The organism is Pseudobacillus wudalianchiensis (genome assembly GCF_001685015.1).
GTDB lineage: Bacteria > Bacillota > Bacilli > Bacillales > Domibacillaceae > Pseudobacillus > Pseudobacillus wudalianchiensis.
Genome location: NZ_MAYT01000006.1, coordinates 1 through 25,911, shown reverse-complemented (window position 1 = coordinate 25,911; position 25,911 = coordinate 1). Strand labels below are relative to the sequence as shown.

General features: G+C 42.4%; 31 protein-coding genes. 21 read left to right on the top strand and 10 right to left on the bottom strand.

Annotation, left to right across the window (positions count from 1 at the left end):
- The first annotated feature begins 4 nt into the window (after positions 1-4).
- The 3 genes from A8F95_RS06725 to A8F95_RS06715 are packed head-to-tail and all read left to right on the top strand — an operon-like array spanning position 5 to position 2,433.
- Entirely contained in the window at positions 5-955 is a 951-nt protein-coding gene (locus tag A8F95_RS06725) for a branched-chain amino acid ABC transporter permease (protein ID WP_049664580.1), read from the top strand.
- Positions 945-1,733, top strand: coding sequence for an ABC transporter ATP-binding protein (locus A8F95_RS06720; RefSeq protein WP_049664577.1), 789 nt, complete (start codon positions 945-947; stop codon positions 1,731-1,733). Before A8F95_RS06725 ends, A8F95_RS06720 begins: the two co-directional genes overlap by 11 nt.
- On the top strand, positions 1,726-2,433 hold the full coding sequence (locus A8F95_RS06715) for an ABC transporter ATP-binding protein (RefSeq protein WP_049664574.1): 708 nt from the start codon (positions 1,726-1,728) through the stop codon (positions 2,431-2,433). Before A8F95_RS06720 ends, A8F95_RS06715 begins: the two co-directional genes overlap by 8 nt.
- Positions 2,434-2,504: 71 nt before the next feature.
- Here the strand turns inward: A8F95_RS06715 and A8F95_RS06710 are convergent, their stop codons facing one another.
- The 5 genes from A8F95_RS06710 to A8F95_RS06690 all read right to left on the bottom strand — a co-directional run bounded on the left by A8F95_RS06710 (position 2,505) and on the right by A8F95_RS06690 (position 5,823).
- Positions 2,505-2,918 (bottom strand): MarR family winged helix-turn-helix transcriptional regulator, encoded by a 414-nt coding sequence (locus A8F95_RS06710; protein ID WP_065409850.1) that lies wholly within the window; start codon positions 2,916-2,918, stop codon positions 2,505-2,507.
- Positions 2,919-2,999: 81 nt separating this feature from the next.
- Positions 3,000-3,734, bottom strand: a complete 735-nt coding sequence (locus tag A8F95_RS06705) for an SDR family NAD(P)-dependent oxidoreductase (RefSeq protein WP_065409849.1) — start codon at positions 3,732-3,734, stop codon at positions 3,000-3,002.
- Positions 3,735-3,748: 14 nt separating this feature from the next.
- Positions 3,749-4,498: an SDR family NAD(P)-dependent oxidoreductase gene (locus A8F95_RS06700; protein WP_065409848.1), complete on the bottom strand. Its 750-nt coding sequence runs from the start codon at positions 4,496-4,498 to the stop codon at positions 3,749-3,751.
- Between the two features lie 252 nt (positions 4,499-4,750).
- Positions 4,751-5,206: a YndM family protein gene (locus A8F95_RS06695; protein ID WP_065409847.1), complete on the bottom strand. Its 456-nt coding sequence runs from the start codon at positions 5,204-5,206 to the stop codon at positions 4,751-4,753.
- 128 nt (positions 5,207-5,334) lie between these two features.
- Complete coding sequence (locus A8F95_RS06690) at positions 5,335-5,823, bottom strand: spore coat protein (RefSeq protein ID WP_065409846.1); 489 nt, start codon at positions 5,821-5,823, stop codon at positions 5,335-5,337.
- A 131-nt stretch (positions 5,824-5,954) separates the two neighbouring features.
- Between A8F95_RS06690 and A8F95_RS06685 the strand changes: the two genes are divergently transcribed.
- Positions 5,955-6,584, top strand: a complete 630-nt coding sequence (locus tag A8F95_RS06685; protein WP_077247252.1) for a spore coat protein — start codon at positions 5,955-5,957, stop codon at positions 6,582-6,584.
- Between the two features lie 60 nt (positions 6,585-6,644).
- Positions 6,645-7,874 carry a DEAD/DEAH box helicase gene (locus A8F95_RS06680; protein WP_095407454.1) on the top strand — a complete coding sequence of 410 codons (1,230 nt, stop codon included), beginning with the start codon at positions 6,645-6,647 and terminating at the stop codon, positions 7,872-7,874.
- Positions 7,875-7,994: 120 nt separating this feature from the next.
- Here A8F95_RS06680 and A8F95_RS06675 read toward each other — a convergent pair whose 3' ends face one another.
- Positions 7,995-10,151 (bottom strand): MMPL family transporter, encoded by a 2,157-nt coding sequence (locus A8F95_RS06675; protein WP_065409843.1) that lies wholly within the window; start codon positions 10,149-10,151, stop codon positions 7,995-7,997.
- 142 nt (positions 10,152-10,293) lie between these two features.
- On the opposite strand from A8F95_RS06675, the gene A8F95_RS06670 reads away from it, so the two are divergent.
- The 9 genes from A8F95_RS06670 (at position 10,294) to A8F95_RS06630 (ending at position 16,786) form a co-directional block, all read left to right on the top strand.
- The gene (locus A8F95_RS06670) at positions 10,294-10,809 is read left to right on the top strand and encodes a DUF3231 family protein (protein ID WP_065409842.1); all 516 of its coding nucleotides are present in this window, start codon (positions 10,294-10,296) and stop codon (positions 10,807-10,809) included.
- Positions 10,810-11,099: 290 nt separating this feature from the next.
- Positions 11,100-11,537: a MarR family winged helix-turn-helix transcriptional regulator gene (locus A8F95_RS06665; protein ID WP_049664552.1), complete on the top strand. Its 438-nt coding sequence runs from the start codon at positions 11,100-11,102 to the stop codon at positions 11,535-11,537.
- 179 nt (positions 11,538-11,716) lie between these two features.
- Entirely contained in the window at positions 11,717-12,667 is a 951-nt protein-coding gene (locus tag A8F95_RS06660) for an ABC transporter permease (protein ID WP_065409841.1), read from the top strand.
- Positions 12,660-13,610 carry an iron chelate uptake ABC transporter family permease subunit gene (locus tag A8F95_RS06655; RefSeq protein ID WP_065409840.1) on the top strand — a complete coding sequence of 317 codons (951 nt, stop codon included), beginning with the start codon at positions 12,660-12,662 and terminating at the stop codon, positions 13,608-13,610. The genes A8F95_RS06660 and A8F95_RS06655 overlap by 8 nt, the downstream gene beginning before the upstream one ends.
- A complete protein-coding gene (locus tag A8F95_RS06650) occupies positions 13,604-14,362 on the top strand; it encodes an iron ABC transporter ATP-binding protein (RefSeq protein ID WP_065409839.1) in 759 nt (252 codons plus the stop codon). Before A8F95_RS06655 ends, A8F95_RS06650 begins: the two co-directional genes overlap by 7 nt.
- Positions 14,363-14,384: 22 nt before the next feature.
- Positions 14,385-15,347 carry a siderophore ABC transporter substrate-binding protein gene (locus tag A8F95_RS06645; RefSeq protein ID WP_065409838.1) on the top strand — a complete coding sequence of 321 codons (963 nt, stop codon included), beginning with the start codon at positions 14,385-14,387 and terminating at the stop codon, positions 15,345-15,347.
- A 132-nt stretch (positions 15,348-15,479) separates the two neighbouring features.
- Entirely contained in the window at positions 15,480-16,304 is an 825-nt protein-coding gene (locus tag A8F95_RS06640; RefSeq protein WP_065409837.1) for a manganese catalase, read from the top strand.
- A 17-nt stretch (positions 16,305-16,321) separates the two neighbouring features.
- On the top strand, positions 16,322-16,486 hold the full coding sequence (locus tag A8F95_RS06635; protein WP_065409836.1) for a DUF1540 domain-containing protein: 165 nt from the start codon (positions 16,322-16,324) through the stop codon (positions 16,484-16,486).
- 141 nt (positions 16,487-16,627) lie between these two features.
- On the top strand, positions 16,628-16,786 hold the full coding sequence (locus A8F95_RS06630) for a DUF1540 domain-containing protein (protein ID WP_065409835.1): 159 nt from the start codon (positions 16,628-16,630) through the stop codon (positions 16,784-16,786).
- A 109-nt stretch (positions 16,787-16,895) separates the two neighbouring features.
- On the opposite strand, the gene A8F95_RS06625 is transcribed toward A8F95_RS06630, so the two are convergent.
- The 3 genes from A8F95_RS06625 to A8F95_RS06615 form a co-directional block, all read right to left on the bottom strand.
- Positions 16,896-18,332, bottom strand: coding sequence for a HAMP domain-containing sensor histidine kinase (locus tag A8F95_RS06625; RefSeq protein ID WP_065409893.1), 1,437 nt, complete (start codon positions 18,330-18,332; stop codon positions 16,896-16,898).
- Positions 18,319-19,011, bottom strand: a complete 693-nt coding sequence (locus tag A8F95_RS06620) for a response regulator transcription factor (RefSeq protein WP_065409834.1) — start codon at positions 19,009-19,011, stop codon at positions 18,319-18,321. Before A8F95_RS06620 ends, A8F95_RS06625 begins: the two co-directional genes overlap by 14 nt.
- A 118-nt stretch (positions 19,012-19,129) precedes the next feature.
- On the bottom strand, positions 19,130-19,492 hold the full coding sequence (locus A8F95_RS06615; RefSeq protein WP_065409833.1) for a hypothetical protein: 363 nt from the start codon (positions 19,490-19,492) through the stop codon (positions 19,130-19,132).
- 249 nt (positions 19,493-19,741) lie between these two features.
- On the opposite strand from A8F95_RS06615, the gene A8F95_RS21630 reads away from it, so the two are divergent.
- From A8F95_RS21630 to A8F95_RS06600, 4 genes are all read left to right on the top strand, one after another.
- The gene (locus A8F95_RS21630) at positions 19,742-20,785 is read left to right on the top strand and encodes an S-layer homology domain-containing protein (RefSeq protein ID WP_077247251.1); all 1,044 of its coding nucleotides are present in this window, start codon (positions 19,742-19,744) and stop codon (positions 20,783-20,785) included.
- Positions 20,786-21,043: 258 nt separating this feature from the next.
- Entirely contained in the window at positions 21,044-21,214 is a 171-nt protein-coding gene (locus tag A8F95_RS22375; RefSeq protein ID WP_156187066.1) for a hypothetical protein, read from the top strand.
- Between the two features lie 68 nt (positions 21,215-21,282).
- The gene (locus tag A8F95_RS06605; RefSeq protein ID WP_425414977.1) at positions 21,283-21,699 is read left to right on the top strand and encodes a GlcG/HbpS family heme-binding protein; all 417 of its coding nucleotides are present in this window, start codon (positions 21,283-21,285) and stop codon (positions 21,697-21,699) included.
- Between the two features lie 24 nt (positions 21,700-21,723).
- Positions 21,724-22,701 (top strand): S66 peptidase family protein, encoded by a 978-nt coding sequence (locus A8F95_RS06600; protein WP_065409831.1) that lies wholly within the window; start codon positions 21,724-21,726, stop codon positions 22,699-22,701.
- Positions 22,702-22,760: 59 nt separating this feature from the next.
- Here the strand turns inward: A8F95_RS06600 and A8F95_RS06595 are convergent, their stop codons facing one another.
- Positions 22,761-23,285, bottom strand: a complete 525-nt coding sequence (locus A8F95_RS06595; protein ID WP_065409830.1) for a methylated-DNA--[protein]-cysteine S-methyltransferase — start codon at positions 23,283-23,285, stop codon at positions 22,761-22,763.
- A gap of 265 nt (positions 23,286-23,550) precedes the next feature.
- Between A8F95_RS06595 and nagB the strand changes: the two genes are divergently transcribed.
- From nagB to A8F95_RS06580, 3 genes are all read left to right on the top strand, one after another.
- Positions 23,551-24,294, top strand: coding sequence for a glucosamine-6-phosphate deaminase (gene nagB, locus A8F95_RS06590; protein WP_065409829.1), 744 nt, complete (start codon positions 23,551-23,553; stop codon positions 24,292-24,294).
- A gap of 353 nt (positions 24,295-24,647) precedes the next feature.
- Positions 24,648-25,658 carry an alcohol dehydrogenase AdhP gene (gene adhP / locus A8F95_RS06585; RefSeq protein WP_065409891.1) on the top strand — a complete coding sequence of 337 codons (1,011 nt, stop codon included), beginning with the start codon at positions 24,648-24,650 and terminating at the stop codon, positions 25,656-25,658.
- 30 nt (positions 25,659-25,688) lie between these two features.
- On the top strand, positions 25,689-25,911 hold a 223-nt coding region (locus A8F95_RS06580), incomplete at its 3' end, for an aldehyde dehydrogenase family protein (protein ID WP_141676236.1).

The following is a 25,911-nucleotide window of genomic DNA, read 5'->3' as shown; positions in this document are numbered from 1 at the left end:
ACAGATGAAAAAAGCTAAAGGGTTTTGGTTATCTATTATTCTCTCGTTAGTTGTTTATGGAGTCGTTCAATTTCTGATTAATTCCGGATCATTGAATCCGTTCTATGCGAATACGTTAATATTCATTGCCATTAATATTATTTTAGCTGTTAGTCTGCATTTAGTTATTGGGATTACCGGTCAGTTCTCCATCGGTCATGCTGGCTTCTTAGCTGTAGGCGCTTACATTTCAGCTATTTGCACGATGAAGCTGGAATTTCCTTTTATAGCTGCCTTAATTGTAGGGGGAGTTGTCGCTGCTGTGGCTGGCTTAATGGTTGGCATTCCGAGCTTGCGTTTAAAAGGTGATTATTTAGCGATTGCTACATTGGGATTTGCCGAAATTATCCGGATTGTCTTTCTAAATATTGATTACGTTGGCGGCGCTGCAGGTATGCAAGTTTCGCATTTGACAGATTGGACCTATGCTTTTATTTGCCTATTGATTACGATTCTCGTAATTGTGAACTTTACAAACTCTCGTCATGGACGTGCCTGTATTGCGATCAGGGAAAATGAAATCGCGGCGGATGCAATGGGAATCAATACAACTTATTATAAGGTTGCTGCTTTTGCACTCGGTTCCTTTTTTGCTGGAATTGCCGGTGGATTGTATGCTCATAACTTCTACATCATTCAACCGACAAACTTCGGTTTTTTGAAGTCTTTTGATATCTTGATCTTTGTCGTTTTAGGTGGTCTCGGAAGCTTATCTGGAGCTGTAATCTCGGCGATCTTGCTGACGATTGTATCAACATTCCTTCAGGATTATCCAGAAACGCGTATGATTATTTATAGCCTTGTGCTTGTAATTGTTATGCTGTACCGTCCACAAGGATTAATGGGAACAAAAGAAATCACGGATTATTTCGGCAAATGGACGAATGCGAAAGGAGGAAACTCATATGGCAAGTAAGCCATTGCTTCATGTTCAAGGCGCCGGTATTCAATTTGGCGGCTTGAAGGCCGTATCAGGCATTAATATTGAAATTCATCAAGGGGAATTGATTGGGCTAATTGGACCAAATGGCGCTGGGAAAACAACTACTTTCAACTTGCTGACAGGCGTATACGTTCCGACAGAGGGAGATATATGGTTTGATGGAAAACGCCTTAATGGGTTGCTTCCTTATCAAATTACGCGTGGGGGAATCAGCCGGACCTTCCAAAATATCCGGCTGTTTAATGAACTTTCCGTGCTTGATAACGTTAAAGTAGCCTATCATTCACTGGCTAAGCATTCGATCTTAAGCTCTATTTTGCGCCTTCCTTCTTATTTTAAAGGGGAAGAGGAAATGGAAGAGAAAGCCATTCAGTTTCTCAAAATTTTTAAACTAGACCATTTAAGAGACGAAGTAGCTAAGAATCTTCCTTATGGTCAACAAAGAAGATTAGAAATTGCGAGAGCGCTCGCAGCCGGACCGAAGCTGTTATTGCTTGACGAGCCGGCCGCTGGTATGAATCCGCAAGAGACGGCAGAGCTGATGGACTTGATTGCCTTTATCCGTAAAGAGTTTAATTTAACGATTCTGTTGATTGAACATGATATGAAGCTAGTAATGGGGATATGTGAACGGATTTACGTATTGGACCATGGTCAGTTAATTGCTGACGGAGAACCAGATTTCATTCAAAACCATCCGAAGGTAATCGAAGCCTATTTAGGTGAGGAGGTGGAAAGTGCCAATGCTTAAAGTTAATGAAATTAACGTGAATTATGGAAATATCCGAGCGCTAAAAGGAGTTTCTCTTGATGTAAACGAAGGAGAAATTGTGACGCTAATCGGAGCCAACGGAGCAGGAAAGAGTACACTGCTTAAAACGTTGTCCGGTTTGCTAAAACCAAAGGAAGGTACGATTGAGTACCTTGGCAAGTCGATTGCCGGAAAGCCTGCACAAACTATCGTGAAAGCTGGCATTTCTCATGTTCCTGAAGGACGCCGTGTATTTGCGAATATGACAGTAGAAGAAAACTTAGAGCTCGGTGCTTATTTAAGAAATGATTCCGCTGGGATTCGTCAGGACTTCGCTAAGGTATATGAACTTTTTCCTCGCCTAGAAGAACGGAAAAAGCAGTTATCTGGCACACTTTCCGGTGGAGAACAGCAAATGCTCGCCATGGGGCGGGCACTGATGGCTCGTCCGAAGCTTCTCTTATTAGATGAGCCTTCCATGGGGCTTGCTCCACTGCTCGTCCAAACGATCTTCCGAATTATTGAAGAAATTAATCGTGACGGAACGACCATTTTACTTGTTGAGCAAAATGCCCACATGGCGTTATCTATTGCTAACCGGGCATATGTAGTAGAAACAGGAAAAATCGTTATTTCTGGAACAGCGGAAGAATTACAGGCAAGTGAAGAAGTGAAAATGGCCTATCTTGGCGGCCATTAAAATAGAATCAGAATCGTTTAAGCCCCCGGCTATTTTGGCTAGGGGCTCTTTGCAGCTTATCATTGCCTTATTCAACTGTTCAGCTTTTCATAAATAGCTAGGAGCTGTTTTCGCTCTTCAGCTGTTAATTTCTCAAATAGCTTTCTTCTCAGGTATTGCCCTTCTAGATGGGCTTTCTTTAAAACGCTGCGGCCCGTATCCGTAATATCAAGGTAAAGGATACGGCGGTCGTTTTCATCAGCGAGCCGGACGGCTAGTTTCTTTTGAATGAGCTTTTCAGATAAATGGGTTAAAGAAGGAGGTGTTAAGCCGAGCGCTTTGGCGATGTCAGAAGGACGGCTTTTTCCATGCTCATTCAAGTGGCTAAGCACGAGAATATGAGAGATACCAAGATTTTCTTTAAAGGTTTTATTCCAGTGAATAATCAGTTTATTTGTCACTTGATCCATCGTATGCAACAGATCAAAAATTGTCTCATGCTCCATAAAATCCCTGCTTTCTATCATACTATTCCTATCATATCACATTAAAAGAAAAAGCCCCTTTGAAAAAAGGGGCGAAGGTGGTTATTGAGCGGAAAAGCCGCCATCGATAACGAGTTCTGCTCCAGTAATGTAAGAAGATTCGTCAGAAGCGAGGAATAGAACAGCATTAGCAATGTCTTCAGGTTGTCCTAAGCGCTGCAGCGGAGTAGCCGCTACCATTTGCTCAACATAGCCTTTTGTTGCTTCCAGGTTCTTCGTCATCGGTGTTTCAATAATTCCTGGGAATACAGCGTTCACGCGAATGCCTGCTCTGCCATATTGAGTAGCTGCCGCTCTTGACATGGCCCGGACAGAACCTTTAGAGGCGGAATACGGATTAAAGCCCATGCCAATTTGTGCTGTGAAAGAGGAAATGTTCACAATAGCCCCTTTCCTTTGTTCCTTCATGTAAGGCACAACATGTTTAATACCGAGGAAAGGACCAAATCCATTAATGGTCAGCATTTTTTGCCAATCATCAATGTTTACCTCTTCAACAGGCTTTTCCGAAGAAATGCCGGCGTTGTTCACAAGGATATCAATTTTACCGAAGCGCTCTTTGACTTCTTTTAGTAAATGCTGCCAATCCTCTTCAGAAGCAACGTTCAGCTTCATGCCGTGAATGTTGTCAAATTGGCTGATTTTCTCTAGTGCCGCTTCATTAATATCGGCAGCAATTACGGTTGCGCCTTCTTGGCTAAAAAGATGCGCCATACGTTCTCCCATACCGGAAGCGCCGCCTGTAATAATAGCTACTTTATTTTCTAATCTTTTCATTGTTTATTCCTCCATTAACGTAATTTAACGCTGCCGCCGTCCACCATAATCGTTTGTCCTGTCATATAATTTGCGTCATCGCTTGCCAAAAATACGGCTGTCCGGCCAATATCCTGCTCAGGATCACCGAGTCGGCGAAGCGGAATTTTTTGAACCATCGCATCGTAAGCTTCTTTATTGTGGTCACGCCAATATTCCACTCCTGGAGTTAAGGCAATTGGCGAGATCAGGTTGACGTTAATGCCATCCGGTCCCCACTCATTAGCTGCTACACGTGAAATAGCGCGGATCGCTTCTTTCGCTGCTGCATAGGAAGCTTGTGTAACTTGTCCTTCAAGACCTGCTCCTGAGGCGAAGTTGATGACTTTACCTTTTGTTTTCTTTAATTCAGGATAACAGGCTTTCATAAAATGGAAGGTTGGATAAAACCCTGTACCGAAAGAAAGATCAAAATGTTCCATTGTTGTTTCCGTAAACGGAACATTTTTGGAAGCGTGTGCATTGTTTACCAACACATCGATTTTACCGAAGCGGCTGACAATTTCACTTACCATGGTTTCAATGTTCTCTTTTACGGAAATATCTTTAATAAAGAGCATTCCCTCCGTAAATTGATTGACTTCTTCCAAAGTCTTTTTGCCGTTTTCTTCATTCACATCGACAATGGCCACGTGAGCGCCTTCTTTGGCCATTGCTAGTGCAATTCCACGGCCTATACCACCTGCACCGCCGGTTACAATCGCCACTTTTCCTTCGAGTCTCATCGTTTTCCCTCATTTCGAAATTTATTTAGATGACTAAATATTTTACGGTTAAATAATATATCAAAAAGAAAATAGAAGCAAGATAATTGCTTATGAACAAGAGAAAACCAGGGCTCGTTACAGCGGCCTGGTTTGAGAATGGAGATAAATTTTATTTTTCATCCCTCAAGCTAATGAAAACATAGATCTGGCAAGATGCTAAGACTAGCGAGGAACAGAGTAATCACGAGGGATTAGTCCCATAGACGAAAGCTAAGGCCTTGGCGGCGGCTGGTCATGATCTTCTCTATGGATATCTGTTTCTTCTGCCATCTCAGTGGAAAAAGCAGGGTTCTGCTGAATTTGACTTCTGTTTTGGTCTTGCGTAAGCACACGACGCATCATATAAAAGTGGAAGAGCACTTCTGCAGAGGCGATCACCAATGCTGTAGAAAAGCTTGCCCATCCAAGCGAAATGTTTTCATTAATGACGACACTTCCGATCATCCATATGCCGATATAAGCCAAACCAAAATCAGCGACGGCTGCGGTCATGTTGCCATAACGCGGCAAGACAAATAAATCGCCAATAATATAAGCGGCGATAGTTAAAAGAGTACTGATCGTTAAGATTTCACCTAAATCAACGCCGTAAAACAAACCGAGAATGACCCATACGGCCGCTGTTACCATCACAAATTTGATCAACAATGCTTTCACATGTTCCATATACTTACCCTCCTTATAAAAGTAGTTTAATTCGTAGGCGAAAAATTATTCTCCGCTAAAAAAACCGTTCATTATGAAGGTGAAAATAAAAAAGACTACCTCTAAAGGGCAGTCCAGGTGAGGCTAACCTACATCCTCATAGAGATCGCTTTATTTGCCAGGGCTACATCGTTTTGCAGCAGCCTATTTAAGTCGTAGGCAGGATAATAGCCCTTTTTATACATGTAATTAAAAATAGTAGTGTGAGCTTGGATCGCACTGTTCAGTTGCTTGACGAGTACGTCTCTTAAAGCTGGTGTAGCCGTTTCGGTAATAGCGATCGCCAAATTGCGGACCGCTGTTTTTAGAAAAACAAGAAGATCTCCAGCATAAAAAGGCGTTTCATCCTCTCGCATTTCTTCCTCACGACCTACGTGCGGTGTCATTCGGTAAAACTGGAGTAATTCGCGAAGATTGCCAGTCAGGCTGTTAATATTCTGTTGATAAATGGCTCTTAATTCAGGTTCAGTAATTCTAGGAAAGGCTTTTTTTAACTTCATGAGTCCAATTGATTGAAACGCTGTTAATTCATGCAGCTCCATCGTTTCATGCCAGGCTAGATGCCGTTGTTCATTCATAAAATATCTCCTCCTGTTTGTGCAGTCCTGCTAGTATATTCACCTATATCGATTTTGGAATTTGTCTGTATAAATAAAAATCGGCAGCCGCATACTAACGGCGTACCACTCAACTACAGGAGGGATTTACTTTGATGAATCAAAATGAACAGACTCATACGAACATGCATACAGGTGCTGTTTCGCCAAAAATGAATCACGGAGCACACGAGGTGCTTGATGTTCATGAAGTCTTATCCGGTGCGGTAGGTACGATGAATGAATACATGATGCTTCGTTCTCACGTGAAAGATCAGGAGCTGCTCAATATTCTTGACCGTCAATATCAGTTCATGCAGCAGGAATATAACACAACATTGGATTGTTTCCAGTCCGGTAAAGACCCGGCTGTGCCGACGCAAGTCTATAATATGACACAAGACAACGACTTCGTTTACGGTTTGACATCAACTGCGCCAAAAAAACCAATGCAGTCTACATCGGAAATTAATGACGCATTTATTTCAGGTGCTATGCTTGGATCATTGAAGTCGGCAGCTTCCATGAAAACAATGGCCGCTCTTGAATCAACAAATCCGGTTGTACGCCGCGTGCTGGCTGATTCGATCCCGAACTGTATTGAGATGGCGTACGAGCTTTCTATTTACCAAAATAAGAATCATTACTATCAAGTGCCGCAATTCGCGCAGCAGGACATGATGCAAATGATGCAGTCATATGCCCCAGCGACGGGTACACCGGGCAATATGTCCACTCATTAATAAAGAGCGCTGTCCTTTTTACGAGGACGGCGCTTCTTTCATGTATAATGGAAAAAAGAGGTGAACAGTTTGAATCAATTTATAGAATTAGGAATTAGCGCCGCGTGGGGAGAAAAACTAAAGGAAAAGGGGATTGAGTCTCCTACTCCTGTACAAAAAGAAGCCATTCCACTTTTATTAGACGGGGAAGATGTCATCGCTCAGGCTAAAACAGGAACAGGTAAGACATTTGCGTTTCTATTGCCGCTGCTTGAAAAGATAGACATTGAAAAAAATGAAATTCAAGGACTAATCGTCACGCCAACGAGAGAGTTAGCTTTGCAAATAACAGCAGAATTGCGTGAATTGCTGACGGAGGAGAGCAGCATACATATATTAGCGGCTTATGGCGGCCAAGATGTGGAACAGCAAATCCGACGGCTTCACGAACAAGTGCATGTAGTGATTGCCACTCCGGGAAGACTGCTTGATCATATTCGTCGCGGAACAGTGGACTTGACCGATGTCTCTATGCTCGTATTAGATGAAGCAGATCAAATGCTGCATATTGGCTTTTTAGATGAAGTGGAAGCCATTATAAGGGAAACGCCTTTCACGAGACAGACCGCTTTATTTTCAGCAACGATGCCAAAAGATGTCCGCCAGCTTGCCAAAAGGTACATGAGAAATCCACGCTCTGTACATATAAAGAGCGAGGAAGTAACAGTGGAGCAGACGAAACAGTTCGTTATTGAAACAACTGATCGCCGCAAACAACAGGCGCTGTGCACAGTGATAAATGAAGTTCAGCCTTTTTTAGGCATTATTTTCTGCCGGACAAAACGCCGTGTCAGCAAGCTGTGTGATGAACTGAAGGCAAAGGGCTATAATATCGATGAATTGCACGGGGATTTATCGCAGGCTAAAAGAGAGCGTGTGATGAAAAGGTTCCGTGAAGCCGAATTGCATTTACTTGTAGCGACGGATGTGGCAGCCAGAGGACTGGATGTCGAAGGGGTAACTCATGTCTTTAACTATGACATCCCTCATGATATGGAAAGCTATATCCACCGGATTGGGCGTACAGGCAGAGCCGGAGAAGAGGGAGAAGCCTATACATTTGCTGCCTTAAAAGACAAAGATTTTCTGCAAATGATTGAAAAAGGACTTGGCCGTCCGCTTGAACGAAAAGTGGTTGAAGAGGCTCCTCTAGACACTGAACATAACAAAAGACGAAAGCCAAGTGAACGTCCGAAAACAGGCCGGCCATCAGCAAGACAGCAGCAAAAGAGAAAAAGCAGACGAAAATAAAAAGTAAGGGTGTCCAACAAGCTGGACACCCTTTTAGTCTGTTGACGAATGCTCGCTTTGCTAGGGAAGGCAAACCTCTTTCACCAGCTTAATAGTATAAAAACGGATTTTAACTCTGCTTTATTGATGATTTTGTGCTTTCTTCGCCGCCTTAGAGCGAAACGGGTACCACCAGTTCCAGTCGCCGAGGAGTTTCATTAAGCTTGGTACGAGCAGCAGGCGAATAATTGTCGCGTCAATGGCAATGGCGAGGGCAATGCCGATACCGATTTGTTTCACGGGAACAACACCGGTAAAAGCAAAAGCGCCTGTGATGGCAATCATAATTAACGCCGCTGCTGTAATCACCTTGCTTGTATTGGCCAGTCCTTCAGCAGTGGCATTTGTATTATCTCCTGTTACCAAATAATACTCCCGAATCCGAGAAATTAAGAATACTTCATAATCCATGCTTAGTCCAAATACGAGACTAAATACGAGTACAGGCAGGATTAAGGAAATGTCCATTTCTTGCAGTCCGAGATGCCCTCCTTGGAACAGCCATACGAGAATCCCGAACGTAGAAGTGAGTCCGAGTACGTTCATTAAAATGGCTTTTAACGGAATAATAATGGAGCGGAAGGCCAGCATGAGAATAAAAAAGGTTGATAGTAAAATAATCGCAAGAATGATCCCGATTTTATCAAAGATCTCATCATAAATTTCCTGATTGAACTTCGGGTGGCCGCCAAATTGAATCTCAACCGGCCAATGTTTCTCGCTCCAATCGCGAGCTAACGTTTGGGCCGCATCTGAGTTAGCATCTACGTTTAAGTAAATGGGGATCATCAGCTTATTTCCTTGGACAAACGGATCAACAGCCGGCTTTAATTGCTTTTTCATTTGTGGCTGCTGAAGAGCCGCCGCTAGTTGTTGGGGCTCGGCTATATTGGTAACGGAAAAGAGGGTATCGACCTTGTTCACGTGCTTTTCAGAGCGGAAAGAGTCTTCTAATTCCCTCATTCGCTTCAAGCCTGCTTCGTTGAGCCAGCCATCCTTCCGTTCAGCAATCGCGTAAATGGTGCTTTTGTTTTCTCCCATAAATTCCTTCTCAATCTTTTCATAAGCTACACGCGAATCAAAGTCTTTAGGAAGAGAATTAGCGGTCGGGATGGATAATTTCATATTTTGCACTGGAATGACCCCGGCGATTAAAATAGCCATTGCTACAATGGTAATGAAGATCGGACGCTTCATGACCGCAGAAGCAAAAGCCCGCCATCGGCTGCTGTTGTCTTTGTCTGTACGCAGGATACGCCATTTATAAATTCGCTCATCAAGCACATATAAGAGAGCCGGGAGCAGTGTAAGTGATCCGAGTACTGCAATGGCAATCACGACCATGCCGCCAATTGCGACATTTTTGAAAATATCAACATCAATGAGCATCATAGAGCCTAGACCAATGAAGACACAAACGGCTGAGAAGAGAATAGAATGCCCGGCTGTGTTAATCGTCGTAATAAGAGCAGCCGCTTTTGGCTGTTTTTGAAACTCTTCTTTATACCGATTGATGAATAAAAGCGAAAAATCAATAGAAAGGGCCAGCCCAACCATCGGGGCGATATTTAAAATAAAGATCGCCAAGTCTATCTCTTTGCCGATAAAGGTCAGCAATCCGAAACCAATGACAATCGTAATGCCGCCAACGATAAGCGGCAGCAAAGAAGCCGTGACAGTACCAAATGCAAATAAAAGAACGAGCAGGGCGACCGGAAGACCAATAAGCTCTGCTCGTTTCAAGTCATCTTGGCTTGCTTTATTAATGTCTTCGGAAATAATAGGTGCACCAGTTAACGTAATACCTTCTTTGTCTTTAATTTGATTTTTAATATCGTTAATAACACCGGACATCTCTTCCACTTTGTTATCGATATGTACCATCGCATAAGCGTCATTTTTTCTCAAAAGTGACGGATCATTCAATGGTGATTCAATGGCTGATGAGACGTCTAATTCTTCTATTTCATTGAGTGTTTTGCCGATTTTGTCTTTAAAGGCTGCTTGTGACTCGTTTTTTCCTTTTTCAAACAACACCATAATAGTCGATTCAGGGAAGTTGAAGGTGTCAGTTAATTCTTTTTGAACTTGTTCATATTCCCCATCCATCCGAAATCCATCGCCTTCAAGCATGGAAGGAAGCTTCAGAGCGAAGGCCCCCATAATAACCGCAGCAGCAAGCCACAAAATTAAAAGGGGTTTATGAAAACGGACGAGGAAGGAAGGGATGTTCCTCATAACGAATGTCCTCCTTTTTGTCTTTCACATCTATAATCATACGACACCGTGCTTTGTTTTGGAATGAAAAAGAGAAACAGGGACAACACTATAAATGTGTGCAGGAGTTACACGAATCAAAGATATAGCCAGGGAGGTTATTATGGGAATTTTAAGCGGAAATCCAAAAAATGAACCAATGCATTACGGAGAAGTATACGGTGTATGGACAGCGCTGCTTGCAGCGAATGGGGCAATCGGCACTCATCAAACGTTATTAAACCATGCGGGTGATAAGCAGCTGAGAGATCTGATAGAAGAGGCTATTCGGCAAGCTCAGTCAGAAGCGGCACAACTTGAGCCATTGCTGAAAGAGAATGGTGTTGGTCTGCCTCCAGGACCGATGGAGCGCCCGCAAGCTGACGTAAACAGCATTCCTCCAGGCGCTCGCTTTCAAGACCAGGAAATTTCTATGATCATGTCTGGCAGCATCGCTGCTAGTCTAGCTGCTTGCAGTCAAATGGCTAGCCAGTGCATTCGTGAAGACATTGGCGCTATGTTTTTGCAATTTCATAATCAGAAAGCGGCTCTTGGCGGACGTTTTCTTCAATTAAATAAAAACAATGGCTGGCTGATGCCGCCGCCGCTTCACCAAAGTGCACCTGTTACAGGAGAATAGAAAAAGAGGCTATCTTATAAGTGATTGTTTATTCACTATAGGATAGCCTTTTCCTTTTTTGGAAAATAGGCAATTCGCTATTGACAATGAGAAGCATTATCACTTATCATTGTTAATGATAATCAATATCATTGGAAAGGGAAACCATCATTTTTATTGGGAGATCAATCGAGTGTTCGTAAAATGACTAATTTTCCTGAAAGCAGCCTTTCGTTTTCAAGGACTTCTTGTGTAAACAAGTAGATACTTGTAAAATTATGAGACGAAAAGCTGTCAAAGGAGTCTGTCGGATGAAGAATAAATATCTTCTAGAGGAATCATTAGGCTATAAGTTGTTCCAAGCTTCGCGTTTGATGACAAACACGCTCAACCGTCATTTTAAAGAGCAGGGTTTTCTATTGACCCATGAACAATGGCAAATCCTGAGCCGTTTATATGAAAAAGATGGACAAACGCAGCATGAATTAGCCCGGATAAATGAGAAAGACCAGCCTAGTGTGTCACGTCTAATTGATAATATGATTAAGCGCGGCTTGATTGTTCGTAAAGCCCATCCGAGCGACAAACGAATCAATTTGATTTATCTAACCGAATGCAGCAAGCAAATGGAAGAGGAGTATACGGCCTTAGCTATACAAACGATTCAGGAAGCTGCGTTCGAGATAGATGAAAAAGAATTAGAGATTTGCCTACAAGTGCTGGATCGAATCCGAGTCAATCTAAAATAATTTTTTAAATAGGCGAAATGATAAAATGATGTTTCCAATTATATACTTGTTTAAACAAGTTTCTTCAACCAATGAAGATTATTTTTTTAACCTTTATTGATAATGAATTTCATTATCGGAATTTTTCTGATGAACAGTTTAAAAATTACTGTTGCGACAGTAAAGTAAGGGACATGGTCATGAAAAAAAGATACTTAGTCATCGCATTGATCATCTTATCTATCCTGTCTTTATTCATTGGAGTCACGCATATTTCTCCGCTGGAATTGTTTAATTTGACAGATGATCAAACACAAATTGTTTGGAAAAGCCGGATTCCGCGGCTCGTCAGTATTATCATTGCTGGAGTCAGCTTAAGTATTAGTGGGTTAATCATGCAGCAGCTGAGCAGAAATAAATTTGTTTCACCGACTACGGCAGGTACATTGGACTCTGCACGGCTTGGAATATTAGTTTCACTTATTTTGTTTACAGCCGCCAGCCCAATTGAAAAAATGGTCGTTGCCTTTGTATTTGCATTGGCAGGCACATTTCTGTTTATGAAGATTTTGGACAAAATCAAATTTAAAGATACGATCTTTATCCCGCTTGTCGGTTTGATGTTCGGAAATATTTTGACATCTATTTCTACTTTTTTCGCTTATAAGTATGATTTGATTCAAAATATGGCTGCCTGGCTGCAAGGTGATTTTTCCATGATCATCTCGGGAAGATATGAACTGCTTTACATTAGTCTCCCGCTCTTAGTTGTTGCTTACATATATGCGGAACGCTTTACACTGGCCGGTATGGGAGAAGATTTTGCTGTAAACCTCGGCTTGAATTATAAGCGGGTCGTCAACATTGGTCTTGTGATTGTTGCTCTATCGGCAACGTTAGTTGTATTAACGGTAGGGATGATTCCTTTTTTAGGCTTGATTATTCCTAATATCGTTTCGATTTACCAGGGAGACCATTTAAAAAAGAGTTTGTCACATACGGCGCTTCTTGGAGCTGTGTTCGTCCTATTTTGCGATATTCTTGGGCGAGTGATTATTTATCCGTATGAAATCCCGATTGGACTGACTGTTGGTGTCATTGGGAGCGGCATTTTTCTATACTTGCTGATGAGGAGAAGAGCTTATGAGTGATAAGAAAAAGTTACTGATCCTATCGGCGGCTGCTGTTTTATTAATCGTGGCGTTTCTATTCATTGGTCTCGGAAACAATTGGGATTACGCTTTGCCAAGAAGAGGGATGAAAATCTTTGCGATTGTGTTAACAGGAGCGGCTATTGCGTTTTCTACATTGGTTTTCCAGACGATCACGAATAACCGGATTTTAACACCAAGTATTTTAGGGCTGGATTCACTTTACATGCTCATACAGACAGTGTTAATCTTCGCTTTCGGCTCCACGAATTTAACGTGGATGAACAAGCAATTGAATTTTGTCGTTTCGGTTGCCTTAATGGTGGTTTTCGCTGGCATTCTATACAAAATCCTATTTAAACGTGAAGGCGAAAACATTTATTTTCTTTTGCTAGTGGGCTTAATTTTTGGGACGTTCTTTCAAAGCTTCACTTCCTTTATGCAGGTGCTGATTGATCCGAACGAATTCCAAGTAGTTCAAGACCGGATGTTCGCAAGCTTTAATAACGTTCAGACAGATGTCCTGACGCTTGCGGTTATTGTGCTCGTTTTAACATCGCTATACTTTATCCGATTTATGAAGTATTTGGACGTTTTGTCACTTGGAAAAGAACACGCCATTAATCTCGGCGTGGATTATGACTATACGGTAAAGCGATTGCTAATTGTGGTGGCCATCTTGATTTCAGTATCGACAGCGCTTGTTGGTCCGATTACATTTCTTGGACTGCTCGTTGTGAATGTCACCTATCAGATGTTTCGGACGTTCCGGCATTCATACTTGCTGGCAGGTTCCATCCTCATGAGTATTATCGCGCTTGTTGGCGGTCAGTTGATCGTAGAACGGGTATTCACCTTTAGCACGACATTAAGCGTGATTATTAATTTTGTCGGCGGTGTGTACTTTATTTACTTACTGTTAAAGGAGAATAAAAAATGGTAGAAGTGAACAATGTATCAAAACGATATGGAAGCAAAGCTGTCATTGATCATGTCTCCGTCTCGATTCCAAAAGGGAAAATTACTTCTTTTATCGGACCAAACGGTGCAGGAAAGAGTACACTGTTGTCGATGATCAGCCGCCTCATTACGAAGGATGAGGGCGAGATTCTAATTGACGGGCAAAATGTAAACCAGGCTAAAAGCAAAGAACTGGCAAAAAAAGTGGCCATTTTAAAACAAACGAATCATTTAAATCTCCGATTGACCATTCGTGAACTCGTTTCGTTTGGGCGGTTTCCTTATTCACAGGGGAAATTGACAAGAGAAGACTGGAAGCATGTAGACGAAGCGATTCGCTATATGGAGCTGGAAGAAATTCAAAACAAATACATCGACCAGCTGAGTGGGGGACAGCGCCAGCGGGCATTTATTGCAATGGTCATTGCTCAGGACACGGAATATGTGTTATTGGATGAGCCGCTTAATAATCTGGACATGAAGCATTCCGTCCAGATTATGAAGGTGTTGCGCCGGCTGACAAATGAGCTTGGCAAAACAGTTGTCATCGTCATTCATGACATTAACTTTGCATCGTGCTATTCGGATTATATCGTAGCTTTAAAAGATGGCAAAGTAGCCAAAGAAGGTACCGTGGATGAGATGATGGAGCGAAGTGTTTTACGGGATATTTATGAAATTGATATGAAGATTGAAACAGTCAATAATGAAAAAATTTGTGTCTATTTTAAGTGAAGGAAAGAGGAGAAGAGAAAAGATGTGGAAAAAATTATCGTTGTTAATGATTACAGCGCTGCTGGCTATCGTTATGGCGGCTTGCGGTTCAAACGTTGAAAAAGAAGAGAGTAAAACAAGCAGTGAGCCGAAAAAAGAAGCAGAAGAAGTGACGGTTAAACATGATTTAGGGGAAACGAAAGTAAAGAAAAATCCAGAGAAAGTCGTTGTATTTGATTTTGGTTCACTAGACACACTTGATAAGCTGGGAGTTGAAGTAACGGGTCTTCCAAAGCAAAACATTCCTAAATATTTGTCTAAGTATGAAGAGGACAAGTACGAGAACGTTGGCAGCTTAAAAGAGCCTGATTTCGAAAAAGTAAATGAACTGTCTCCTGACTTAATCATTATTTCTGGCCGCCAAGCTGAGTTGTATGACCAATTTGCTGAAATTGCTCCAACTATTTATTTAGGTGTTGATCCAGCTGACTTTATGAATTCATTTGAAAAGAATACGAAGATGTTAGGTGAAATCTTCGGCAAAGAAGATGAAGTGCAAACAGAATTAGCAAACGTAGAAGATGAAATCGGCAAGCTAAAAAAGCAAGCTTCGAAAGAAAACAAAACAGCCCTAGTCGTATTAGCGAACGATGGAAAAGTCAGCGCTTATGGCCCAGGTTCTCGTTTTGGTATCATTCATGACGTATTTGGTATTACGCCGGTTGATAAGGACATTGAAGTCTCTACTCACGGTCAAAGCATTTCTTTTGAATACATCGTGGAAAAAGACCCTGACTACTTATTTGTCATTGACCGCGGTGCTGTTGTAGCAGAGGGCGGCGGTTCATCTGCTAAGCAAGTGATTGAAAATGATTTAGTGAAAAATACAAAGGCTTATAAAGACGGCCAAATCGTTTATCTTGATCCTGGCTACTGGTACTTATCAGGCGGCGGATTAGAATCTGTTTCTGCCATGGTAAAAGAAGTACAAGCAGCATTGAAGTAAACTTATTTCCCCCTGGCATGAAACTGTCAGGGGTCTTTTTGTTTAAAAAAAGGCAAACGTGGAATAACATACTATCTTCACTAAAACTGGATTAACCCGGTTCATTAACTAAAACAGCAAAGGTGGTAATGTATGTTTTTCCATAAGAAAGAACTTCAATTCCACGCAAAACCAGACAAGCCAGATCCTGTTTACGCGAAGCAGCTGCAAGAAATTCTTGGCGGGCAGTTTGGTGAAATTTCAGTTGCTATGCAGTATTTATTTCAAGGCTGGAACACAAGAGGCAATGAGAAATATAAAGATTTAATTTTAGATACTGGAACAGAAGAGATTGGACATGTTGAAATGATTGCGACGATGATTGCGCGTCTGCTTGATAAAGCACCAGTGAATGAGCAGGAAAATGCAGCAAAGGATCCAGTCATCGGCGCCATTATGGGAGGCATGAACCCACATCACGCTATCGTATCTGGTCTTGGCGCTATGCCAGAAAGCAGTACAGGCGTACCTTGGAATGCTGGTTATATCGTAGCGAGCGGCAACCTTTTAGCTGATTTTCGCGCCAATTTAAATGCTGAATCACAAGGAAGACTGCAAGTGGCGCGTCTTTATGAGATGACAGACGACCGCGGTGTCAAAGACATGTTATCTTTCTTGTTAGCACGCGACACGATGCATCAAAATCAATGGATCGCTGCGATTAAAGAATTGGAGGAAAAAGAAGGTGTCATCGTTCCTTCTACCGTACCTGCCGAATATGAGGCAACTGAGTTCTCTCATAAGCTCTACAATTTCTCGGAAGGTGAAGACAGTGCTAAAGGAATGTGGGCAGAAGGAACAGCACCGGATGGCAAAAAGTTTGAATATGAGGAAATGCCGGTTATCTATGGCGAAAAGCCGGTGCTAGAACCTGCCCCTCCATACATGCACAGCACACCGCCACATGACCCACAATAATAAAAGGAGGAATTATCATGGGAAAACACATTTTAGATGGTGTATTATGTGAAGTGAACAACTGTGTCTATTGGGAAAAAGGCAACAGATGCTCTGCTAATGAAATCCTCGTCGTCAGCCAACAAGGTCATAAGGCATCCAGCGTAGAAGAAACCGACTGTCAGACATTCAAGCGGGAATAAAAAAGAAGGCTTGTCGATCGCGGCAAGCCTTTTTAGTTGTGCGTGCTGTTAACTACCGTGGAAACGTCAGCCTTCCGTCCAAAATAAGGAGTGCATGGCTCCTCCTTTTTTGTGAACTATAAAAAGGAGGGGGTGTGGATCTTGGCGAAAGACGTATTGTGTGAAGTAAACAACTGTACTTATTGGGCGCAAGGAAACAAGTGTTCAGCCGACCAGATTTACGTGGTCAGCCACAAAGGAAATCAGGCCGCTAACACGAAAGAGACGGACTGTAAGACATTTGAGCCGGAAGGATACTAAATAATAAGGCTGACTCTCGAAAGAGTCAGCCTTATTCTCTGAATTCGCTGCTTTACTAGCGGAATTGGCAGTATATTAGCCGAATTCCCCTTTATATGATCCGAACTCCTTATTTTATTCGCTCTTCTGCCAGCGGCAGCAAAATTTGAAAAATTGTGCCGAATGAGGAACTGTCTTTCAATAGAAGCTCTCCATTTAATGCCTGAGCGAGCAGCTTACTATAAGGCAAGCCGAGTCCCAGGCCGCGGACTTTGTATTTTTTCTGTTCTCCGCGGTAAAAACGTTCAAAAATGAGTGCCTGCTCAGCCGGTGGAATGCCACTGCCGTTGTCTTTTACTTCGATAGACAGAAACCCGGATTCTTGTTCTGATAGAGAAATCTCAATTTTACCGTCTGAATCAACGGCATGGCGGGCATTATTTAATAAATTGACAATGATTTGCTGCAGACGCACAGCATCGGTCGTTATAGAGCGATTAGTTGGTAAAGGAGAGAAGGAAATCGTAATCTCTTCTGTCTCTTGTCCCAAATGCCACTGATGGACAATTTCAGAAAGGAGTTCATTCACTGAATGTTTTTCCACGGCTACAGGCAAAGCGTTCGCCGAAAAAGAATTAAATTCCAGTAAATCGTTCACCATTTTTTGCATCTTTGTTGTCTCTTTCAAAGAGATATCAATAAAGTTATGGGCTTCTTCTCCTGTTACCACACCGTCTCTTACCGCTTGTAAAAGACCGCTAATAGAAGTGACCGGTGTTTTTAATTCATGAGTAACCCCGGCCAATAGCTCAGCTCGTAAAGATTCTAGCTGTTGCAGCTTCTGAGCCATTTCTTTAAAGGAATGAACGAGATCATACACTTCTTGTTCTTTAATCTGTTCCGGCAGGCGAACTTGATAATTGCCTTCTTGAATTTGTTTTGCAGCTTTTGCTACTTGGCTAATCGGAGTAGCAAGCCGGCGTGATAAAATATAAATCGCTGCCCAGCCAAATAAGCCCAGACTAATAATGAGCCCAGTCAGCAGGCGATATTCCTCTGTTACATTTTCCAGTTCGTTTTCTGGCTGCAGCATAACGACCCAGCCAAATATAATATCATCCACCTTAATAGGCTTTTTAATCATCCATGTGCGTGATCCGTTCGCCATTTCAGGAGAAAGCTTTAATACATCTCCTTTTTTCTGTAAAAGAGAAGGAGCGAAGGAACTCGTTTCGATACCAGAAGTCGACTGATTAGCTGAAAGAACTCGCCCTTTTGGATCTGTAATAAAGATAGCAGGAGGATGTTCTGACTGTAAAAAGAGCTCACGGCTTTTCAGCATATCTTCATCAATCGTTGGAGAGACATTTTTTTCTTCTTGGCTGCCAGCAATCCGATTAGCTAGTTCTTCTGCGATAAATTCTGATACTTCCAGTCGATTGTTCAGCATCGTATGCTGCAGCCAAATAACAGTCAGAATGGCAGCGATGAAGAGACCAAGGCAAAGAGCCGCAACGTAACGCGTTGTCCAATAGCGCAGCAAAGAGATTCTTCTAGTTGTTTTCATAAACACAAAATTGATACCCCAATCCCCGTAATGTTTTGATTTCACCTTCTGTTTCTGGCCAATTTTTTAACGATTTACGCAGCCGTTTAATGGATAAATCAACGGCACGGTCGCTGCCATCGTAATCATGGCCCCAGACATGTTCGATCAGCTGTTCACGTGTGAATGTTCTATTTGGCTGGGAAGCGAGAAATAATAACACCGATAAATCGCGTGGTGTTAAAGCCAGGTTAATTCCTTTTAATGTCACTCGATGCGCGGAGCTATCAATGGCTAAGCTTCCATATTGTTTAATGGCTGAAGACGGAGCTTCATTGCCTGAACGTCTAAGGACAGCCCGTACTCGCGCTACGACTTCTTCGCCGTTAAATGGCTTCGTAATATAATCATCTGCTCCATTATTTAACCCTTCCAACCGATAGTTCACGTCCCCCAGTGCTGTGAGCATAATGACCGGGCATGAGCTTGTTTGCCGAATTTCTTTTAAAACAGTCCAACCATCTGCTTTAGGCATCATAACGTCGAGCAGTACAAGGTCAGTCGGTTCAGAATGGAATAAATTGATTGCTTGTTGTCCATCAAAGGCTTGCATAACGTGAAAGCCAGCTTTCGTTAAATAAGCTTTTAACACCTGGCTAATGGCTAGTTCATCCTCTGCGAGCAGTATAGCAGCTGTCACCCTACTTCACCTCATTTTCTAATCATCCCGTTTTCATACAGTTCGATCTATTTTTTCTTCATTATAAGAAAAAAACAAATAAGCTGCCAATTGACAGCTTAAAAGAGAAGAAACCGAATTAACGCTTAGCATTCAATGATTGCTGGGCGTTACGGATTTCTTGTTTCAGAGTTTGGAAATCTTTATTCGATGTGTTGATCCCAAAGGATGCTGCCTGCTGTTGTACTTTTGCTTCCCGCACTTCTCTGGCAAGTGTTTCAATATCTTTGTTGGCAGGATCAATTCCAAAGGATGCAGCTTGTTCACGGATGACATCAGAAAAATCTCTGATTCCCTTTATTTGTTGTCCGTCCCGGTATTTATAAGAAGCGGTTTCAGCCTTCGTTGTAGCTGGGCCCGCTGCTGTTAGTGAAGGAGTTGATCCTAAAATGCTGATGGAGAGCGCACCGCTCATCACATACGACATCGTTTTTTTCTTCATCTATCTATTCCTCCTATGTACAGAAAGACTTCAATAACGATTTGATAGTTCTAATATAAAGGAGGAATGTGTCAACAACATGTCAAATGGGAAATTTCTAGGTTTATTTTATTTAAATAAGAGAAAAGTAGTTTTATAAAGGCATTTTTCTCTATTCATATAGGTCAATCAGGCGATGAGATTGGTTTGGGTAATTGATATAATGAGGCAGGTTACAAGTAATCATTTATTTAGCAGAGGTGGAAATCTATGAAACTATCAAAAAAAATGGGAACAGCAGCCGCAGCATTCATTCTTTCAGGCGGTATCTGGGCTTCTCCAGCGGATGCAGCCACTTCGTTCCATGATATTTCTGATAAATACTGGGCATATCCGCAAATTGAGAAAATGGCAAGTCAAGGAATTATCACAGGCTTTAAAGACGGGACATTTCGAGCGCAGGAACCTGTGACTAGGGCACAGAGCGCCATTTTTATTGGACGGGCATTAAAGATCAATCCTAAACAGACAAGTACAATGAAGTTTCAGGATGTTTCAGCTTCTGGCACAGCTGGCTATTCGTACATTGTGGCGCTCACAGAGCAGGGAATATTCTCAAAGGCGGATTATTTTCATCCGAACCGCCCGCTTACGAGAGCAGAATTAGCTAAAATCATGGTAACGGCCTTTAACTTGCCGAGAGCGAAAGGACCAAGCTTTACGGATGTACCGGAAAATCATTGGGCAGCTGAATATATTGGAACACTGGCTGGCGCCGGTATCACATCGGGTACAACGGCAACGACCTTTTCACCAAATGGAAAGGTAACGAGAGGACAGCTTGCTGTCTTTATTAGCAATATTCTTAAGCATGATCAGGAAGTAACAACGCCTCAGCCACCTGCTAAAGATACGCTGTCCGATGCCCATGCAGAGGTAGCGCAGCAAATTCTGAGCCTTGTTAACCAAGAGCGGTCAAAAGCCGGAGTGAAGCCGCTAAAGTATGCTGATGATGTAGCGAAGGTGGCACAGCTGAAATCGGAAGATATGGCGAAGAAGAATTACTTTGATCATACTTCTCCAACGTATGGCAGTCCATTTGATATGATGGATCGGTATGGCATTGGCTTTACATATGCCGGTGAAAATATCGCTGCTGGTTACAGTACAGCAGAGGCTGTTATGAGAGGATGGATGAACAGTCCAGGCCATCGTGCTAACATTTTAAGTGCAAACTATGCAGAAATGGGAATTGGGATTGCCGAGGGCGGCGATTACGGTATTTATTATACACAGATGTTCGTAAAACGATAAAGGCCGCTAGCTTTGAAGGGTGAACCACATCCAGTGAGCATCGATAAAGCTTATAGAATGATGGACAACATCCGGTAAGCATGAACAAAAACGTACGATAACGGATAATCATGCAAAGATTAGACAAAGAAAGCCGGATGCCGTCACTATTCGGCTTTCTTTATAGGAAGGTGACATAAAAGGGAATAATTTGCTTTTATCTTGGAAGATTCGCAATTTTATAGTATGATAAACTTGTTTCATTGAGAAAGAAATCTAGTGGATAATCGAGGTAAAGGAATGAAAGTGCAAGAACAGAAACAGTTATTGTTGCTGATGCAAGAAGCTTATGAAGAAGCTTATCGGGATGACAGTAAGGTTGAAAAAGTTATGCACATAATTAAAGAAAGAATGCAGGAAATGTACAAAGAGAACGTACATAGCAGGTAAAAGGCGGCCGGTGTGCCGTCTTTTCTTAATTTCCCTTTAATTATAGAAAGGAGAGAATAAACATGACCATGTTTATTGAAAAAAAGACGGTTTCTAGTGATTTAGCTGAGCGGATGATCCAGGCGGCTAAGGAGAGAGCAGCAGAGCTGGGGATTGCGATTAACGTAGCGATTATGGATGCAGGCGGTAACCTGCTTGCTTTTTCAAGAATGGATCAAGCTCCATTGTTAAGCATCGATATTGCTCAGGATAAAGCTTATACGGCAGCTGCATTTGGACGGCCTACCCATGAATGGTATGATGTAATTAAAGATAAGCCGGCATTAAAAACCGGCATCGTGCATACGAAACGGCTGACGGTATTTGGCGGCGGTTATCCGATACGCTGCGGAAATGACCTAGCGGGCGGAATCGGAGTAAGCGGCGGTTCGACCGATCAGGACCAAGCCTGCTGTGAAGCGGCACTCAGCTTAATAAACGAATAAAACAGAATTTTGGAGGAAGGGAAAATGCAGCCACCACGTTTGCAGCCAGGGGATGAAATTCGAGTCATTGCCCCATCCATGAGCATGGCTATTGTAAAAGGAAAACAGGTAGAGATCGCACAGGAGCGGTTAGAAGGGCTAGGATTTCGTGTGACGTTCGGACGTCATGTCGAGGAGCATGATCTTGTGTTTTCTACCTCTGTCGAAAATAGACTAGAGGATTTACACGAGGCGTTTCGTGATCCTAATGTAAAAGCTATTTTTACAGCGATTGGCGGATACAATGTGAATCAGCTGCTCGCTCATATCGATTATGATTTGATTCAAAATAACCCAAAAATTCTTATTGGCTACAGCGATATTACCGCACTTCAATTAGCTATTTATCGAAAGACGGGATTGATTACGTACTCGGGTCCCCATTTTTCTACATTTGGAATGAAACAGATGGCCGATTATACGATACAAGGAATGCTCGCTGCTTTGACAAATGACGCTCCGTTTGAATTAGAAGCTCCTGAGACGTGGAGCGATGATAAATGGTATTTAGATCAGGAAGATCGTACGTACTATCCAAATGAAGGGCCTATCATTATAACGGAAGGACGAGCAGAAGGAAGGCTTGTCGGCGGCAATCTCAGTACGTTAAATTTGCTGCAGGGAACAGAATACATGCCTTCTTTAAAAGGAGCGGTATTGTTTATTGAAGATGACAATGAAACGCATTTAATGAAGTTTGATCGTGATATACAGTCCGTTCTTCATTTACCGGATGCCAAAGAATTAAAAGCGGTTTTAATCGGCCGTTTCCAAAAAGAGTCCGATATTACCGAGTCGGCACTCGTCTCATTGCTCAAAAATAAGCTAGAGCTTCGTGACATTCCGGTGATGGCTAATGTGAGCTTTGGGCATACCGATCCAATTGCGACTTTGCCAATTGGTGGACAAGCAGAAATAACGGCGGAAAACGAAAAGACGGAAATCCTTATTTATGGAAATTGAATAAGCGAGCCTGATTTAGAACTATAAATCAGGCTTTTTTAAAAGTTAAAATGATTCTATCATTTTATGTCTTTCTGTACTTCTAATTGAAGCAAATATTGCTTCATATCTGTCCCTCCGCGATAACCAGTAATTGCTCCATTTTTGCCAATGACACGGTGGCACGGTACCGTAATCAGCACTGGGTTCGCACCAATGGCTGACCCAACGGCACGAACAGCTTTCGGTTTTTCAATAAGCTGGGCAATATCAGAATAGGAAAGAGTCTTACCATACGGTATGGTTTTTAATGCTTCCCAAATCTCTTCCTGAAAAGCGGTTCCTTTCACATCGACAGGCAGTGAGAAGGAGTGCCGTGTTCCTTCAAAATATTCTTGCAGCTCAATGGCATAGGGCTTCAAAGCTTCCGTGTTTTCCACGAGCACTGCCGCAGGAAAATGCTTTCGTATCCAGCTCTCAAACTCTTCGTGCGGTTGATTAGGAGAACTTACGTAACAAAGCCCGCTTCGGGTTTTCGCTATATAAAACTGCCATTCATCGTGTGTGAAGATCATCCAGTCAATCACTGTCTCTTTCTGATTCATCGGAATCCCTCTTTTCTTATATTAAGTTTTTTCGGTCAGTCGTTGGAGTAAATTTAAACGTTCTTCTTTGTCTTTATTCTACATGATTCTATCAAAAAGCATATGCTTTCCCGATAAAAAAGTAAGATAATCAACGGAAAAAGACGAAATATATGGCGATAAAATAGGGGTCTCTCATAGCTTATTTGCCAAGTGTATGGTAAAAATAAATAAAACGATTTATCCAGTCATCGTTATTTTCATATGTTCAAAGGAGTATAAAAGCATGAAGATAATAAAAGTAAAAGATTACAAAGAATTAAGTGAAACCGCTGCGAGGCTCATCTTAGAAAAAGTAAGGGCAAACCCTCAGCTTGTGCTAGGGCTTGCTACAGGGGGAACACCTGAAGGAATGTATGAACAGTTAGTAACGGATCATCGAACAGCAGGTACAAGTTATCAACAGATAACGACATTCAACCTCGATGAATACGCCGGCCTGCCGCGGGAAGATCGGAATAGTTATTATACATACATGAGACAGCAGTTGTTTGACCATATTGATATCCCAGAAGAAAATGTTCATTTACCGAATGGAGAAACGGAGGATTTACAAGCAGAATGCCGTCACTATGAACAGCTAATTAAAGAAGCAGGGGATGTTGATCTTCAGATACTCGGTATCGGAGGAAATGGTCACATTGGCTTTAATGAGCCAGGAACTTCTTTTGATTCAGTTACTCATGTGGTGACGCTTGATGAATCAACAAGAGAAGCAAATGCCCGTTATTTTTCTAGCCTAGATGAAGTGCCGACACACGCGGTTACAATGGGCATTCAAACCATCATGCGCGCTAAAGAAATTGTGCTGCTCGTTTCAGGAGAATCAAAAGCAGATGCCATCGTTCGGCTATTGACAGAAGAAGCGAACGAGAGCTTTCCGGCTTCAGCTTTACTTACACATCCGAATGTAACCTTGATTGTAGATGAAGAGGCGTTGAAAAAAGTAGACCAAATAAAAACAAACTAGAGATAATCAAAGAAGACACTCGGAGACGCCGATCGATACTACAAACTCAAGCTCCGATAATTATTTTGATTAATTAGACCATAAAAGACTAAACAGTTCTGCCACCGGGTAGAACTGTTTTTTTGCATAGTCGGGATAGGAGAAATAGCCGTTTTTTTGTCAGAGACCAGCCGTAAAAACGGCTCAATCAGCCGAAAAGGCGGCTTCTTTTCTTAAAATAAGCGACCAAAAGAGGATTTTTAACTTGGCATGTTCCTTGCAAATAATAAACTGAATAATCCGAAAAAGGAGGATTTATCATGAAAGAGGCAATTGTAAAGGACGTCCAAAAAGCGAGCAAAGAGACAGAGGTTATGAAAGCAGCCGTTGTTAATGAATTTAAACAAGACTTAGAAGTGAAAAATGTGTCAAAGCCAAAACCAGGTCCGGGAGAAGCGCTTGTAAGAATCGAGGCATGCGGCGTATGTCATACAGATTTACACGCTGCCCATGGCGACTGGCCAGTACAACCAAAATTGCCGCTGATCCCTGGTCATGAAGGAGTCGGGGTAGTCGAGGAGATCGGTGCAGGAGTTACAGCTTTAAAAGTAGGGGATCGTGTAGGGATTCCTTGGCTTTATTCTGCTTGTGGGGAATGTGAATATTGCTTGAAAGGGCAAGAGACGCTTTGTCCAAACCAGGAAAATGGCGGTTATTCTGTTGATGGGGGCTATGCAGAATATTGCATTGCAGCAGCGGATTATGCAGCAAAAATTCCAGATGAGTTAGATTCAGTTGCAGCTGCTCCCATTTTGTGTGCAGGAGTGACCACATACAAAGCACTTAAAGTTTCAGGAGCCAAGCCAGGAGATTGGGTAGCGATTTACGGCATTGGCGGGCTGGGGCATATTGCTCTTCAATATGCGAAAGCGATGGGCTTTAACGTTGTGGCCGTAGATATCGCAGATGAAAAGCTGGAGCTTGCCAAAAATCTAGGCGCAGATGACACGGTCAATGGCCTTAAAGAAAATCCAGTGGAAGCTATTCAAAATCGTGTAGGCGGCGTACAAGCAGCGGTGAGCGTAGCCGTAACAAAAAAAGCGTTTGAACAAGCTTATCAATCGGTTAAACGCGGCGGTACACTTGTTGTAGTGGGTCTTCCAAATGATGAACTGCCAATCCCGATTTTTGACACGGTATTAAATGGTGTAACCGTGAAAGGCTCCATCGTTGGTACTCGCATGGATATGAAAGAAGCCCTTGACTTTGCTGCAAGAGGAAAAGTAAGAGCTCAAATTGAAACAGCCCCGCTTGATGAAATTAATGAAGTTTTCGAGAAAATGGTACAAGGAAAAATTAATGGCCGGATCGTCTTAACAATGTAAAAGCAGAAAAAAGTGATAGCCAAATAGGGAATGGTGAACAGTGAAANGGAAGGGTCAAAAGTAACCTTTAAGAAACGATATGAAAATTTTATTAATGGAGAATGGCAGGCACCGGTCGGTGGACAATATTTCGAAAATATTTCGCCGGTGACAGGAGAAGTCTTTTGCGAGGTGGCCCGTTCACAGGCAGAGGACATTGAACTGGCGTTAGATGCCGCTCACGCGGCTAAAGATGCCTGGGGACGGACATCGG